Origin of the sequence: Methylobacter sp. sgz302048 (genome assembly GCF_052162025.1) — a bacterium.
Classification (GTDB): Bacteria; Pseudomonadota; Gammaproteobacteria; order Methylococcales; family Methylomonadaceae; genus Methylobacter.
In genome coordinates this window covers 606,115-621,475 of the sequence record NZ_CP197401.1, presented here as the reverse complement: position 1 = coordinate 621,475, position 15,361 = coordinate 606,115, and the positions used below count along the sequence as shown (strand labels likewise).

Annotated in this window: 14 protein-coding genes; 9 read left to right on the top strand and 5 right to left on the bottom strand. The window is 52.0% G+C overall.

Features of this window, described 5'->3' with window-relative positions:
• Positions 1–296 precede the first annotated feature (296 nt).
• The 4 genes from ACTNE6_RS03185 to hslO all read right to left on the bottom strand — a co-directional run bounded on the left by ACTNE6_RS03185 (position 297) and on the right by hslO (position 4,494).
• Positions 297–893 carry a DedA family protein gene (locus tag ACTNE6_RS03185; RefSeq protein ID WP_442498561.1) on the bottom strand — a complete coding sequence of 199 codons (597 nt, stop codon included), beginning with the start codon at positions 891–893 and terminating at the stop codon, positions 297–299.
• A 289-nt stretch (positions 894–1,182) separates the two neighbouring features.
• Positions 1,183–2,339, bottom strand: a protein-coding gene (locus ACTNE6_RS03180) for an IS3 family transposase (protein ID WP_442498560.1) whose coding sequence is annotated in 2 segments (ribosomal slippage) — positions 1,183–2,108 and positions 2,108–2,339 — 1,158 coding nt in all. Because the reading frame shifts where the segments join, the coding sequence is not laid out codon by codon here.
• Between the two features lie 510 nt (positions 2,340–2,849).
• The gene (locus ACTNE6_RS03175) at positions 2,850–3,647 is read right to left on the bottom strand and encodes a hypothetical protein (RefSeq protein ID WP_442498559.1); all 798 of its coding nucleotides are present in this window, start codon (positions 3,645–3,647) and stop codon (positions 2,850–2,852) included.
• Complete coding sequence (hslO, locus tag ACTNE6_RS03170) at positions 3,625–4,494, bottom strand: Hsp33 family molecular chaperone HslO (protein ID WP_442498558.1); 870 nt, start codon at positions 4,492–4,494, stop codon at positions 3,625–3,627. The genes ACTNE6_RS03175 and hslO overlap by 23 nt, the downstream gene beginning before the upstream one ends.
• A gap of 95 nt (positions 4,495–4,589) precedes the next feature.
• Here hslO and msrA point away from each other — a divergent pair, with 95 nt between their 5' ends.
• The 6 genes from msrA (at position 4,590) to ACTNE6_RS03140 (ending at position 12,099) form a co-directional block, all read left to right on the top strand.
• Complete coding sequence (gene msrA, locus ACTNE6_RS03165; RefSeq protein WP_442498557.1) at positions 4,590–5,237, top strand: peptide-methionine (S)-S-oxide reductase MsrA; 648 nt, start codon at positions 4,590–4,592, stop codon at positions 5,235–5,237.
• A 176-nt stretch (positions 5,238–5,413) separates the two neighbouring features.
• Positions 5,414–6,157, top strand: a complete 744-nt coding sequence (gene pssA, locus ACTNE6_RS03160; protein ID WP_194971540.1) for a CDP-diacylglycerol--serine O-phosphatidyltransferase — start codon at positions 5,414–5,416, stop codon at positions 6,155–6,157.
• Between the two features lie 244 nt (positions 6,158–6,401).
• The gene (locus tag ACTNE6_RS03155) at positions 6,402–7,946 is read left to right on the top strand and encodes a 2-isopropylmalate synthase (protein WP_442498556.1); all 1,545 of its coding nucleotides are present in this window, start codon (positions 6,402–6,404) and stop codon (positions 7,944–7,946) included.
• Between the two features lie 17 nt (positions 7,947–7,963).
• Positions 7,964–8,680, top strand: coding sequence for a uracil-DNA glycosylase (locus ACTNE6_RS03150; protein ID WP_442498555.1), 717 nt, complete (start codon positions 7,964–7,966; stop codon positions 8,678–8,680).
• Positions 8,681–8,682: 2 nt separating this feature from the next.
• On the top strand, positions 8,683–9,222 hold the full coding sequence (rimI, locus tag ACTNE6_RS03145; protein WP_194971537.1) for a ribosomal protein S18-alanine N-acetyltransferase: 540 nt from the start codon (positions 8,683–8,685) through the stop codon (positions 9,220–9,222).
• 615 nt (positions 9,223–9,837) lie between these two features.
• Entirely contained in the window at positions 9,838–12,099 is a 2,262-nt protein-coding gene (locus ACTNE6_RS03140; protein WP_442498554.1) for a TonB-dependent receptor domain-containing protein, read from the top strand.
• 118 nt (positions 12,100–12,217) lie between these two features.
• Here ACTNE6_RS03140 and ACTNE6_RS03135 read toward each other — a convergent pair whose 3' ends face one another.
• Positions 12,218–13,009, bottom strand: coding sequence for an inositol monophosphatase family protein (locus tag ACTNE6_RS03135; RefSeq protein ID WP_442498553.1), 792 nt, complete (start codon positions 13,007–13,009; stop codon positions 12,218–12,220).
• Positions 13,010–13,101: 92 nt separating this feature from the next.
• Between ACTNE6_RS03135 and ACTNE6_RS03130 the strand changes: the two genes are divergently transcribed.
• From ACTNE6_RS03130 to ACTNE6_RS03120, 3 genes are all read left to right on the top strand, one after another.
• A complete protein-coding gene (locus ACTNE6_RS03130) occupies positions 13,102–13,830 on the top strand; it encodes an RNA methyltransferase (protein ID WP_442498552.1) in 729 nt (242 codons plus the stop codon).
• Position 13,831: 1 nt separating this feature from the next.
• On the top strand, positions 13,832–14,608 hold the full coding sequence (gene cysE / locus ACTNE6_RS03125) for a serine O-acetyltransferase (RefSeq protein WP_194971533.1): 777 nt from the start codon (positions 13,832–13,834) through the stop codon (positions 14,606–14,608).
• A gap of 266 nt (positions 14,609–14,874) precedes the next feature.
• The gene (locus ACTNE6_RS03120) at positions 14,875–15,357 is read left to right on the top strand and encodes an Rrf2 family transcriptional regulator (RefSeq protein ID WP_194971532.1); all 483 of its coding nucleotides are present in this window, start codon (positions 14,875–14,877) and stop codon (positions 15,355–15,357) included.
• Positions 15,358–15,361: the final 4 nt, after the last annotated feature.

Here is a 15,361-nt window from a genome sequence, read left to right as displayed (position 1 = left end):
AGGGTAAATAAACCGTACTACGGCTAACGCCATGGCACGTCCTAGCCTGCTGGGCCAGAACGGGTAGAGACAGGAAAAAAGCACAACAATTGAGCGGAAACCATGACCTATTTTCGCCAATTAACTTCGTCGCCAGTGCTTACAAAATTATGAAAATTTTAGATACAGAATGATCGCGAAAATCACGAACGGCATGCACAGATAGAGAATGATCCGGTCATTTGCCCATGCAGTGATTCGTGAGCTTGGTAATGAAAAATGTTTTAGCGGGATTCAAAAATTCTTTATCCGTCTCGCTATGAATTCGAGAAACGGTTCTGGCGCTTTTGCAATAAATGCTGCTCCAGTTTGTGGAAATAGGTATAAACCGCGTAAAGAAAAGCGCCTGCTACGGGCAGCGCGAAATACCAATGCTGCTTGGCTACGGCCAGTATGTTCAATATTTCCGCGCCGAAAAAATAGGCCGGGGTTATCGTAATCGCCGCCCATACCCAAGCGCTGAGCAGATTGATCAACGCAAACTGCTTTGCCGAGTATTTGGTGATACCTATCGACATGGGAATGACGGTACGCAAACCATACATATAGCGCTGCATGAAAATAATGGGCCAGCCGTATTTTTTCAGCAGCAAATGCGCAATCGCAAATTTGCGTCGCTGGTTATGCAGTCTGCGCTGAATAAAGCCTTTGTTAAAACGGCCGATATAAAAATAAATTTGATCACCGGCGAAACCGCCAAGGCCGGCCACGAAAACCGCCATGAAGTACTGCATATCGCCAGTATGAGACATGATTCCGGCCATGATCAGGCCGATTTCACCTTCTAATATGGACCACAAGAACAGGATAATGTAACCGTATTCCTTGAGCCAACCGATAAATAACTCTTCCATTAAACCTTAAACTTCAGTGAGATACCGCTCCAACTGCAACCATGATCATGTACACACAGAGCTTCATCTATTATGCAATCACCCATCGAGGCATACAGCCCGATTGGACATAAACAGAAGACTATAGGGTAATAGAGCGATCAAAGCAACCGACTAAAGAAAACTTTGGCTGAACGTTCATAATCGCGCTCCGGTTTCAAAAGCGCTATGAACATTTCAAAGAACAAAATGTGCCGGGCCTGATGGCTGTATCTAATCCTGATGTGTCAACACTTTTCCGGACACATTGTTACACAGCTTTTTGCTGTATTTCATAGTCTACCGGTGACAAATAGTCATTGGCAGAATGCAGGCGTTCTCGATTATAAAAGACCTCAATATATTCAAAAATCGCCTGCTTAGCTTCCTCACGAGTCCTAAATTGACAGTGATGCGTCAATTCCGTTTTCAAGGTATGAAAAAAGCTTTCAGAGACGCTATTATCCCAGCAATTTCCTTTACGACTCATGGATTGAATGACGTGATGCGCCTTTAAAATAGCGCGATGACTATCGGAAGCATATTGACTGCCGCGATCGGTATGCCATATCAACCCTTTATCTGGCTTACGCTGCCAGATAGCCATCAACAGAGCCTCATTGACCAGTTGTGCTTTCATCCGGCTGTCCATTGACCAGCCGACGACCTTTCTGGAAAACAAGTCAATCACCACAGCCAAATATAACCAGCCTTCCTGAGTGGCAATGTAGGTCATGTCGCCGACATAATAGCGATCAGGCTGTGAGACTGTAAATTGTCTGTTCAGTAAATTAGGGGCAGTCGGCTGGGTATGCTTGGAGTCTGTTGTCGCTTTAAATTTTTTCCTGGTTTTGCAGGCCACTCCCGCCCGATTCATAAGCCGGCCAATCCGTCGCCGACTCACCACGATACCTTGCTCAGCGAATTTCTTTTTAAGATGCCGTGTGCCATAGGTTCCTCGGCCTTTTTGAAACAACGTTTTCAGTATTACAAGCAATTGCTCATTTTCCTTGGCCCGCTCTGTTTTTGGCGAATTGAGCCATTCATAATAACGACTCCGTGAAATGCTCATGAACCGACATAGCACAGCGACGGGGAAGTCTTCGGAATGCTTGGCTATCCAGGCGCACTTCACTGCATTTCCTTCGCAAAGTACGCGGTAGCCTTTTTTAACAAATCCCGCTCCTGAGTGACTCAGGCTAATTCTTTCTTCAGCCGTTTAACTTCATCATAAATATGTTCATCCGTTCTTTCGATGGCCGTTTTCGGTTTTGAATACTTACTGATCCAAGTATGTAATGTATTGGGATTCAATCCTAAATCTCTCGCTGTCTGGGCGATTGGCTGATCTGATTCAACAGCCAACTTAACAGCCGATTCTTTAAATTCTGAGGCATAGCTATTGGGTTTTTTAGTTTGATCGCTCATTTTTAGACACACTATCTTTTTCAGGTTATTTTAAGTTGTGTGTCCGGGTTAGTGTAGCCGCATCACTCCTCGTGAGGCGGCTATGCAAATGGCTACCGACCGCCTTAAAAAAGCCATGTCCTTAAGACGCTGGTCGCTTTTTTCATCAGCGCCGCATTTCAATTAGAAATCGAACCGGTCATTGACCAAACAACATTTCTTAAAAAATGATGTTACGCAAGGAAGATTTTATCCCGTTTGCCACGCCAAACATCGCAGCTTTTAGCGACGGCAGGCTGGATTGCTAACCCAGCATTTCTGCCGTCCATGCTGGGCTTGGCAACCCAGCCCACACGCTAATTGCTCATTCTGAATGCCCATAAATCCCTTTCATTCACCTGTCGATACGGCTTAATGAGTGCGCATCTTCTGTTGCGATTCGAATCGCATTGATGGGGATGGTGCCGACTGAAAGCAGGCGCTCGCCAAGGCTTTTAAAAATTGACGAGCGATAGGCGCAGATACGCCGGTTTATGAAGCTTTTGCCGATTCACTAGCATTATCAAGAAACTTCCGGTAATTGATCGATACCTTAAGGCCCGCGAAACGCCCGGCCATTCTGACCAGTTCCTGAGTCGATTTATCGAAAGTCAGTTTTACCTCGCTTAAGGCGCGGTCTTCATAGCCCTCTTCTATGCCATGGGTTTCCAGCAGAAAATGATAGACATACACTTCGTTTTCTTTTTCCACCTGCACTTCCAGCGGCGCCCCCAAATGCGCGATGACGGCCGGTTTCCTGGGCAGATCGGCGGAAATCTTTTCTAGCAGGTCAGTATTGGCCCGGAGCTGCTGTTTTTCCTTATCGATCTCGGCACCGCCAATCGAACGCAGCGACACTTCCAGAAACTTCGGCGGCGCGATTTGCAGGAACAAAGGCGAGAAAGACCAGGAGGTGATGCGGTCTTCCTTGTTGAAAGTCAATTCGGAATAAAACTTGATCTCAGGCTTAATCACCTGGTTGTGGCTATCGACCTTGCGAAACCAGTACCGGAAGCGCCGCCCTTCCGGAGTTGCATCATTCTCGCTGGGATACAGCTTGGCCAGTGATACAAAATCCTGGCTGTACATGATCGGCTTTTTAAATTCCAGCGTGAAATCATCGGCCGCCACCACGCTAAAGTAGCGGTCGAATTCGCCCATTTGCAGATAAGTCTGATAGGCTCGCAGCCAGTAAATGCAGCCGGTCAATGAGACGGCCAGCGCCAGCAGGCCGATTAGGCGGAGTCCTCGCTTCATGACGACGCTATTAATGCCGCGTTTCGGGCCCATTCGCTGTCTTCTCTTGGGACAGAATGCCTTCCACGTCAACCTTGTCAAAACGATAATGTGCACCGCAGAATTCGCAGCCTACTTCAATGACATCCCGCTCTGTCAGAATGCTTTCCAGCTCCGCCCGCCCGAGCGCCAACAGGGTCCGTTCCAGTCTTTCGCGGGAACAGGCGCATTTGAATTCAACCGGCTCGGAATCGAACAGTCTGACTTTTTCCTCATGAAACAGACGATGCAGCATCTGTCCGCAATCGAGCGTCATCAGCTCCTGCTCAGTCACGGTGTTTGCCAGCATCTCGATGTGGTCCCAATCAGACCGGTAACTCTGCTGAGCCGGCAGCTCCTGCAACAGCAAACCGACCGCCTGCATATCGTTGGCGAACAGCCACAGCCGGGTGCGCAACTGCTCCGACTGCGTAAAATAAGTTTCCAGGGCATTTGCAAGACCTGCGCCCTGCAGCGGCACGATGCCTTGATAAGGCTCGGCATTTTCAGGCTCTATGGTCAGCACCAGGCGCCCGTGTCCGAACATCTGCTCCAGCGTACTGCCTGACACCCTGTCGGCGCTTCTTACCAGCCCTCTGATTTTTCGATCATGCGTGCACTGCGCCACCAGCGTTTTCAGGTCGCCGTCGCCCTGCGCCTGCATAATCATCGAACCTCTGAATTTGACGGTCGCGGACAACATCGTGACCGCCGCCAGCGCCTGCCCCAACTGCTGCATCACGTTTTGCGGGCCTTGCTGATGCGCCTTCGCCGCTTGCCAGCTGTCCCTCAGCTTGACCCATTCACCACGCACGCCCATGTCTTCGAATAAAAAGCGGCGCAAAACATCTTGCTCTATCATGATTCTCCAGTTAATTGTATGTGCTTTATTCTCATATCAGATCAGAGTAACCTGTGTTCAAACAGTTCCTAATCCACCTACGAAGGGCTATAGCTATGATTATCTCATCAAAAAAGCTCGTACTGCCAGACCCGGCGAACGCATTGCCCGGCCGTGATACACCGATGCCCGTCATCAATCATCACTTCGTTACCGGCAATCCAATCCTGCCGCCATTCCCGCCCGGCATGGAACAGGCCTTGTTTGGCCTGGGCTGCTTCTGGGGCGCGGAGCAGAAATTCTGGGAGCATCCGCACATATACAGCACGGCTGTCGGCTACAGCGGCGGCTATACGCCCAACCCGACTTACGAGGAAGTCTGCACGGGACTGACCGGCCATGCCGAAGTCGTAAAGGTCATTTACGATTCGGCTTTGACCTCGTATAGCGAACTGCTGAAGCTGTTCTGGGAAGCCCACGATCCAACCCTAGGCATGCGGCAAGGCCCTGACATCGGTACGCAATATCGCTCAGGCATATACACTTACACTCGTGCGCAATTCGAGGAGGCGCTTGAGTCAAGAGACCATTACCAGCAGCGCCTCACAGAGGCAGGACGCGGAGAAATAACAACCGAAATTCGGCCGGCCGGAGAATTCTATTACGCCGAGGACTATCATCAGCAATACCTGGCCAAGAGGCCCATGGGTTATTCCTGTGTGATACCGATTGAGCTCAGCGGACGTCCCCGATACGAGGATTAAAACAATACCCGATGTTCTGACATGAAGCGGTCATAGTACTAATCGATACTGCCTGTATGGAAGTGTCGGATCATTACCCGGCGCCGGTTATTAATTTATGCCCGTCCGGTGGGCTCATTGTATAATTCCGTACACTGTTTTTTATTTATAGACAAAGCAAGGACCGATTGACCTTTATGACCTCTGAAAAGCGCCCTAATCGCCGCCGCCGTGGCATTTATCTGTTACCTAACCTGTTCACTACGGGAGCCATGTTTGCCGGCTTCTATGCCATTACCTCGGCGATGGGCGGACGATACGAAACCGCGGCCATTTCGATTTTCGTTGCGATGGTGCTGGACGGGCTCGATGGCCGCGTGGCGCGCCTGACCAATACGCAGAGCGAATTCGGCGTGCAATACGACAGTCTGTCGGACATGATTTCGTTCGGCGCGGCGCCGGCTCTGGTCATGTATATGTGGGCTTTTTCCAGCCTCGGCAAGCTGGGCCTGTTCGCGGCCTTCGTCCATATGGCCGGCGGCGCCTTAAGACTGGCGCGTTTTAACACCCAGGTCGAATCTGCCGACAAGCGCTATTTTCAGGGGTTGCCCAGCCCGGCTGCGGCCGCCATTCCGGCCGGGTTTATCTGGATCTGCCTGGAATATGGCTATGACATTGAAATGCTTAAATATGTCGCCATCGTGTTGATGATTAGCACGGGATTGCTGATGGTCAGCAACTTTCGCTATTCCAGCTTCAAGGAAATCGATTTGAAAGGCAAAGTGCCATTTGTTGTGGCCACTGCCGTTATGCTGGGCATCGCTTTCGTGATGGCGCAGCCTCAGATCATGCTGTTTGCATTATTTTTGGCGTACGCGATTTCAGGACCGGTCATTACGCTGGTCATGCGCAAGCGCCGGCTGCAGGGGCGCAAACCGTAAAAAATCTGCTTGAGAGCCCCGTGTCATTCGCGTATAGTCATGATCATGTCCATCCAGCCCGTTATGCCTTTTAACAACGTTTTTACTGTCACCCTGCCTGACGGGCCAGGGCCGCGCGCATTGCTGTGTCTATCTTTAAGATTCCTGCCCTGACGGGCGCATTCTTCTCTCTTACTTTGTTTAAACCCTCTTTACTAATCGCTATCAGCGGAACCGCTGATAGTTCTCCATGCATGGAGCCCCTATGAAAGACAAGTTAATTATATTCGATACTACCTTGCGCGATGGCGAACAAAGCCCCGGCGCTTCCATGACGCGTGATGAAAAAGTCAGGATTGGCAAGGCGCTGGAGCGTTTGAGAGTGGATGTTATCGAGGCTGGCTTCCCTATCGCCAGCATCGGCGACTTCGAAGCCGTTCAGGCCGTGGCCAAAGCCGTTAAAGACAGTACCGTATGCGGTTTGGCCAGAGCGCTGGACAAGGATATCGATCGCGCCGGCGAGGCGCTCAAAGGCGCCAACCGTTCGCGCATCCATACGTTTATCGCGACATCGCCGATTCATATGCAGATGAAACTGCAGATGCAGCCGGAGCAAGTGATCGAGTATGCGGTCAGAGCCGTAAAACGCGCGCGGCAGTATACCGATGACGTCGAATTTTCAGCCGAAGACGCCGGACGTTCGGAAGAGGACTTTCTGTGCCGCATTTTGGAAGCCGTCATCGATGCCGGTGCCACGACACTGAATATCCCCGATACGGTCGGCTACAGCATCCCGCAGCAGTTCGGCGAGACGATCGCCAACCTGATCAGACGCATCCCGAATTCGGACAAGGCCATTTTCTCGGTCCATTGCCATAATGACCTGGGACTGGCCGTTGCCAACTCCCTGTCGGCGGTCATGAACGGCGCACGCCAGATCGAATGCACGATCAACGGCCTGGGTGAGCGCGCCGGCAATGCCTCGCTGGAAGAAGTCGTCATGGCGGTCCGCACCCGTCAGGATGTGTTTGCTTGCCAGACAGGCATTGATACGCGCGAGATCGTCACCTGTTCAAAACTGGTTTCGTCGATTACCGGCTTCCCTGTGCAGCCCAACAAGGCCATCGTCGGCGCCAATGCCTTCGCGCACGAATCCGGCATTCACCAGGACGGCGTGCTGAAAAGCCGCGAAACTTATGAAATCATGCGAGCCGAGGATGTAGGCTGGACCGCCAACCGCATGGTCATGGGCAAACACTCCGGCCGCAACGCCTTCAAGAGCCGCATGACCGAACTGGGCTTTGAATTCTCTTCCGAAGAAGAGTTGAACGATGCCTTTTTCCGCTTCAAGCAACTGGCCGACAAAAAGCACGATATTTTCGACGAAGACCTGCAGGCGCTGATATCGGAAGTCGGCTTTGAAGCCGAAGACGAACATGTCAAATTGATTTCGCTGAAGGTCTGCTCCGAAACCGGAGAAATCCCTAACGCGACGGTCGCCCTGCGCATCGACAATCAGGAAATCATGGGCAAGGCCAGCGGCAGCGGCGCTGTCGATGCCAGCCTTAAAGCCATCGAAGAGGTCGTGCAATCCGGAGCCGCACTGGAGCTTTATTCAGTCAACAACATTACCAACGGCACCGACGCCCAGGGCGAAGTCACGGTACGCATTGAAAAAGCAGGCCGCATCGTCAATGGCCTGGGCGCCGATACCGACATCGTGATTGCTTCGGCGAAAGCCTATGTCAACGCCATCAATAAGCTGCAGACGCCGAATCAGCGCCGGCATCCGCAGAAAGGTGATGTTTAGCCTTATAGTGAACTGTCATGGATAACGCGCTGCGCTTGCAATATCTGGAGGCGATGGGCATCGATGTCTGGGTTCCCAGAGCCGCGCCTGCGCCCGACAGGGATGAGCAGCTGCTCATTGATAATGCAGCGCCGGAGGCTGCCGCACTAGCGCCGACTGATCATGAGCCGGCGCAACCCGGACCGGATAACTGGGAGTCTCTGCAAGCCGAAGTAGCGGCGTGCCGGAAATGCGCCTTGTGCGAGACGCGCACCCAGACCGTTTTCGGCACCGGCAACAAACAGGCCGACTGGATGGTGATCGGCGAAGCGCCCGGACAAAGTGAGGATCTGCAAGGCCAGCCATTTGTCGGCAAGGCCGGACAGCTGCTGACGGAAATGTTGCGCGCGCTGGGACTGGCCCGGGAGGATGTCTTCATCGCCAATATTTTGAAATGCCGGCCGCCCGGCAATCGCGACCCCAAACCGGACGAGATTGACGCCTGCCATGCGTATCTGCAACGGCAGCGGGCGCTTGTTCAGCCCAGGATCATCCTGGCTGTAGGGCGTATTGCCGCCCAGGCCTTGTTAAAAACCGAGGCCCCGCTGGCCAGGCTCAGAGGCAAAGTGCATACTTTAGATGAAACGCCGGTCGTTGTGGTTTATCATCCCGCCTATTTATTACGGTCACTGCCGGACAAGCGCAAAGCCTGGATGGATTTACAGTTGGCGATGAAGACGTACACAGAAGGTTGATTATGCGGGCAATGTTAGACAAGATAAAAAATTGGCTGGTTTATGATGCGGACAGGGAATTCTATGCCAAGGTATTTCCCGGCTCTGTAAATAGAAAGGATTTAATGCGTATTAGGAGAATGGCTGTATCCGATCTGCCCAGCGTGGCAGCCATCGAAAAAAGAGGCTATCCATTCCCATGGGGCGAAGACATTTTCAAGGATTGCCTGAAAGCGCGCTATGACTGCTGGGTTTGCGAAGAGCAGGATAAAGTGCTGGGATATTGTATCGCTTCCATCGCCGTCGGTGAGGCGCATGTTCTGAACCTCTGCGTAGACCCTGCCGAGCAAGGCCAGGGCATTGGCCGGAAGCTGTTGGAGCATCTGATTGAGACGGCAAGGGAACGAGCCGAAACCGTTTTCCTGGAAGTGCGGCCTTCCAACAAAAACGCTATCGCCCTGTATGAAAACATGGGCTTCAACGAAATAGGCATCAGGAAAGGCTATTATCCAGCTGAAAATGGTCGCGAAGATGCGTTGATGATGGCATTGGAGCTTTTTTAACAGCCTGTATCGCAAGGACGCTTTTGTTATTTACCGGTTTAGATACCGGGCTGATCCGTTAGTTACAGATGTGTCTCAGCCTTGCTGCCGATTTTCATCCCCTGCCTCGGCCAATAATCCGGACCAACATGGACGCTGCCGATCATCTTCATGACCAGGCCGTCGTAGGTGCGAATTCACTTGTGCCCTTTAGGGTATTCGCACTTAATGACCTCTTTTAAAAATAGCAGCGTTTCGGATCGAATGGCCCTACAGGGTACAAGTAAATCTGCCCCTGCAACGCCATAACACCTGTAAAAATTCTATTCCGTCCCGCCCAAATCATTAAAGCCTCTTGCTGAGGCCTATCAAGCTGCGCTTTTACGTCCGGTGAAACACGGCCCCTCTATCCATACGATTTATTGAAAATAATTAAACTATGTTATTTAACACATGAAAATATGTCATTTGCCACAAATGTAAACTTAATATTACATGCGCATAAGCGTTCACTTACATTTTAATCTAGATATCTTCCTAATTATATAAGTGAATACTAAAATTGATGACCTACTGAATATAATGGTATGAAAGTTGCTTATTATTAGAAAGTTATTAACTAATAAATAAGTAAAAATGAAGAAGTACGTACTATTATTGGGAGCGAGTTATTTAGGAAGCGGGATTGCTGCCGAACCTGTAACTGCGGATAAAGCCGACGTCAACGCCAGCCAGAACAAAGAACAGACTACAAGCGCGGACGACGCCATGGTTCTGGATACGATGATCATCAAAGGCCAGGCATCGAATATCGATATCCCTTTCGGTTCTTATCTCGACCATTCCAAGATAGCGCTATCCAGGACGGCTATCAGCGATACGGCCAAAATGTTCAGCGACGTGCCCGGCATGAGCCTGTCCGGCGGTGGCGGCATTTCAAGCCGGCCCATTCTGCATGGCATGGCAGACGACCGGTTACGGGTGCAAGTAGACGGCATGAATTTGATTTCGGCCTGCGCCAATCATATGAATCCGGCGCTCTCTTATGTGGCGCCGTCCAGCGTCCTCAGCGCCCAGATACTGGCCGGCATCACGCCGGTGAGCCTCGGCGGCGACAGCATCGGCGGGACCATTCGCGTTAATTCGGCCGACCCCGAATTTGCCGAGGCCGGCGAAGCACCTTTGGTCAGAGGTCAGATGTCAGGCTTCTACCGCAGCAACGGCGACGCCTACGGCGGCAATATTTCCGCTTCGATAGCCAACGAGAACGCGTCGCTGACTTACACGGGCTCCTCGGTACAATCGCGCAATTACAAAGCCGGCGGCGATTTCACCGGCGTCAATAGAATCAACGGCAAGGACGTCGTCGGCTCTTCGGCCTATCGCTCCGAAAACCAGTCTCTGTCATTGGCCTTGCGCAACGACAAGCACCTCGCCGTCATCAAGGTAGGCCAGCAAAACATTCCTTACCAGGGCTTCCCCAATGTGCGCATGGATATGACCGGCGATGACAGCTGGTTCGCCAATATCTCCACCAAGAGCCAGTTCGACTGGGGTAATCTGGAAACGCGCGCCTACCATGAAGACGCCCGGCACAAGATGAACTTCCTGAAGGACAAAGGCGGCGAATCAGGCCGGACCATGCCCATGGATACGCACGGCATCAACCAAGGCCTGATGGTCAAAGCCAACATCGATGTGACCGACAAGCATCTGCTGACCGTCGGCAGCGAATATCAGCGCTATCGCCTGAACGACTGGTGGGATCCGATCGGCACCGATTCGATGAAAATGATGCAGGGCCCCGGCCCCTTCTGGAACATCTTCGAAGGCAAGCGCGACCGGCTGGATGTGTTTACCGAATGGGAAGCCCGCTGGAACTCTCAATGGCTGACCCAGATCGGCATCCGCGTCGGCGGCGTGGAAATGGATACCGGCGATGTCATGGACTACGGCAAGCTGACGCCGGACGCCGTCGCCTTCAACAATACCAAGCACAAACGCACCGACGTCAATATCGACTGGACGGCTCTGGCGCGTTACACCTTCAATGACATGCAGACTTATGAATTCGGCGTCGCCAGGAAAACGCGCTCGCCGAGCCTGTATGAGCGCTATGCCTGGTCGCGCGGCACCCGCATGGGCGCAATGGTCATGCCGATGAATATGTTCATGAACAACTGGGTCGGCGACGGCAATGGGTACGTGGGCAATATCAACCTGCAACCCGAAGTTGCTCATACCATCAGCGCGACCGCCGACTGGCATGACGTGAATCAGGAAGACTGGCAGGTCAAGGTCACGCCTTTTTACACCAACGTCGACAATTATATCGATGCCGAGCTGTGTCAGCCGGCCAACGGCCTGACTTGCGCCAGCCCGTCGCACGGCGGCTTTAATCTGCTGCAGTTGGATAACTTTGAAGCCCATCTGTTCGGCGTCGATGTATCAGGCAGTAAACTGTTGCTGGAAACCAGCCAATACGGCAGCCTGACCGGCAGGACGGTAATGAGTTATGTCAGGGGACAGAATAACGATACAGGCGACAACCTGTACCAACAGATGCCGTTCAATGCGCTGGTCGCACTAGACCACCGACTGGGCGGCTGGACCAATACGGTCGAAACCCAGCTTGTCGATGCCAAAGACGATATACAGGATGTGCGCCTGGAGCCGAAAACTGCGGGCTTTGTGCTGCTGAATCTGCGAAGCAGTTACAACTGGAAACACATGCGCGTCGATGCCGGCATAGACAATTTGCTGGATAAGAACTATGCGCTACCGTTGGGCGGCACTTACATAGGCGAAAGACATCCCGTTACAGGACAGTATATAGCCGGAACTGCCGTACCCGGCATGGGCCGCTCGTTCAACGTCGGGCTGACGCTGACCTACTAAAGCCTTTCTCCGGCCGTCTGACAAGAAGCCAGACAACCGGAAACACCCTGCCATCAACCACGAAGGTCACGAAGAAAATCAAAAGAAACTTCGTGTTCTTCGTGGTTTATCCGGATTGTTATTTCAAAGCCGGCGTCACATGCGGCTCAATCGCCTGATACATGATTTGATGCATTTTAGGATTGCCGGCAATCACGTTGCCCGACTCCATGTATTTATCATTGAAGGAAAAATCGGTGACGACGCCGCCGGCTTCCTTGATCAGCAGGATGCCTGCCGCCATATCCCATTCGTGCAAACCGATTTCCCAAAAGCCATCGAGACGCCCGGCGGCCACGTAAGCCAGATCCAGTGCGGCAGCGCCGGCGCGGCGGATACCGGCCGAATCCGACATGGCGCGGAACATGCCCAGATAAGCATCAAGATGCTGCAGATTCTTAAAGGGAAAGCCTGTGCCGATCAGTGCGCCCGCCAGGCCGGCCTGGGCTGTTACCCTGATGCGTCGGTTGTTTAGCATTGCGCCACTGCCGCGTTTGGCAGTGAATAATTCATCGCGCAGCGGATCGTAGACGACACCGACTTCGATTTTGCCTTTATGCACCAAGGCAATGGAAACGGCGTATTGGGGAAAACCGTGCAGAAAATTCGTCGTGCCGTCCAGCGGGTCGATCACCCAGACAAAATCATTGCCTTTGTGCGCGCCGCTTTCTTCAGCCAGGATAGCATGATCGGGATAAGCAGTTCTGATGATATTGATGATTTCCCGTTCGGCCAATTGGTCGACCTCACTGGCAAAGTCATTCCTGCTTTTTTGGTTGATGCGCAAACGCCCGACATTGTCGGATGAGCGTACGATAAGGTCGCCGGCGCTTCTTGCAGCGCGGACGGCAATATTAAGCATTGGTTGCATAGGCTGAATTTATAATGAGCAAGTAGAAAACCTCCATAGCATACCAAATCTTTTGCTAAAATTGGCTCTTTTTTCCACGAAGAGACAACACGTTGCTGTCTAATATCAAAATCGTTCTGGTCGAAACTTCGCACCCAGGCAATATAGGCGCCGTTGCCCGGGCCATGAAGAATATGAAGATGACTAATCTGTCGCTGGTTGCGCCCAAGATTTTTCCGAGCGCTGACGCAACCTCGCGGGCATCCGGCGCCGATGACATACTTGCGCGGGCAACGGTCTGCCAAAGCCTGGAGGAAGCCATTGCCGATTGCCAACTGGTCATCGGCGCCAGCGCCCGCTGCCGGACCATCAGCTGGCCGGAATTGACGCCCCGGCAATGCGCCGAAAAGCTCGCTGCCGAGGCGCAGGCGGCTAAAGCGGCCATTATCTTTGGCCGTGAAAACTCCGGCCTGAAAAACCATGAACTGGACCTGTGCCGCTACCTGCTGCGCATCCCCTGCAATAACGAATACAGCTCACTGAATCTTGCCGCGGCCGTGCAGGTGATCTGCTATGAATTATTCGTCGCCTCAGGCCAATCGCACGAGATCATGATCGGCGACAAGGGCGAGGATCCTCTGGCCACGACGGCGCAGATGGAGATGTTCTATGACCATCTCTACGAGGCTTTGACCGATATCGGCTTTATGCATCCTGACAAATCAAAGTCGATCATGCGGCGCCTGCGCAGGCTTTTTAATCGTGCACAGCTCGATACTAAAGAGGTGGACATCCTTAGAGGTATCTTGAGAATGTCTCAGGGCCATAAAAGGAATCAGTAATATGTTCAGCAGATTGAAAGAAGACATTCTGTGCGTTTTCGAACGGGATCCGGCGGCGCAATCCGTCTTTGAGGTCATTACGGCTTATCCCGGCATACACGCCATCTTGATTCACCGCCTCAGCCATTATTGCTGGAACGCCGGCTTCAAATGGCTGGCGCGCTTTATTTCCCATATCAGCCGCTGGCTGACAGGCATCGAAATCCATCCCGGCGCCAGAATAGGCCGGCGCTTCTTTATCGATCACGGCATGGGCGTCGTGATCGGCGAGACCGCCGTGATCGGGGATGACTGCACGCTGTATCACGGCGTCACGCTGGGCGGCACGACCTGGCAGAAAGGCAAGCGCCATCCGACGCTGCACAACGGCGTGGTTATAGGCGCCGGCGCAAAGGTTTTAGGGCCTATCGAAATAGGGCAAGGCGCCCGCATCGGCTCGAATTCGGTCGTACTGAAATCCGTACCGTCCGGCGTAACAATAGTCGGCATTCCTGGCCATATCGTCGATTCAAAGGCCAAAAAATCAACACCAGGGCGCGATGCAATCGCCAGCAAGATGGGCTTCGATGCCTATGGCGCGACGGCAGACATGCCGGACCCTATCGCTAACGCGATCAACCGCATGCTCGATCATATTCATGTGCTGGATGAGCAGATAGAAACCATGAAAAAAGCGCTGAATGATGCCGGCATCGCCTACTCGCAACCCCCGGTGCCCGATCTGGAAGGCTGCGAAATCGAAGACAGCTACGTGAAAGACAAGAAAGAAGAAATTTAATAAATGATTTATGCCTCCGGATTGACGATATATCCGAAGGCATAAATGTACTTATCCTGTCATCAATTCGTACGAACCGCCATTCTTTTCATGGCTGGGTGATTCTTTCTTAAGAAAAAATTAAGTATATGATTATAATAGCTTAATACTTCAATAGCGGTCCCGATTTGACCACAAAAATATTAACCTTTTAAAAGTTGACTATTTTGCTGGGTTAAGTATAGTTATAGCAATGAGAACTTATTGTATTTATAAAGGATGGTCTTATGCGCTTAACCACTAAAGGTCGCTATGCCGTGACCGCTATGCTGGATTTGGCTTTTCACAGCCAAAAAAAGCCGGTTACCCTAACTGAAATTGCTACTCGCCAAACTATTTCCCTGTCTTATCTGGAACAATTATTCGCGCGTCTGCGCCGTGCCGGCATGGTAAAAGGCGTGCGCGGGCCGGGCGGCGGCTATAAACTCAGCCGCAAAGCCAGCGAGATTAATATTGCCGATATTATTGCCGCTGTGGACGAACCGCTCGATTCAACCAAATGCGGCGGTGAAGGCAACTGCCAGAATAACCAGGCCTGTTTAACCCATGACCTATGGATGGGCCTGAGCGAGCAGATTCGCCATTATCTGACAGACATCAGCCTGGGCGTGCTTCTGGAAAGACATCAGATTCAAGAAGTTGCCAGAAGGCAGGAACAGGAGGCTCAGCACGTCATTGTCGTTCATCGTCAAAATGGAGTCAGCGCTTAAATTA